Annotated in this window: 1 pseudogene; it reads left to right on the top strand. The window is 67.2% G+C overall.

The annotated features are described in order from the left end of the window. Positions 1-241 (top strand): annotated as a pseudogene (locus ACFI9K_RS24935) (pyridine nucleotide-disulfide oxidoreductase); the annotation flags it as partial.

Raw genomic sequence — 241 nt, 5'->3', positions numbered from 1 at the left:
CCACAAAGTCCTCGACAAGCCCCAGGTACGCCTACTCGGCAACATCGACTACGGCACCGACATCGACCTCGACGACCTACGCCGCTTCTACGACGCCGTCATCTTCTCCACCGGAGCCAACGCCGACCGCGCACTGAACATCCCCGGCATCGACCTCGACGGCAGCTACGGCGCCGCCGACTTCGTCTCCTGGTACGACGGCCACCCCGACGTCCCCCGCACCTGGCCCCTCGACGCCGAG

It is taken from the genome of Rhodococcus sp. PSi06 (assembly GCF_054960675.1).
This window is presented reverse-complemented; position numbering and strand designations above follow the sequence as displayed.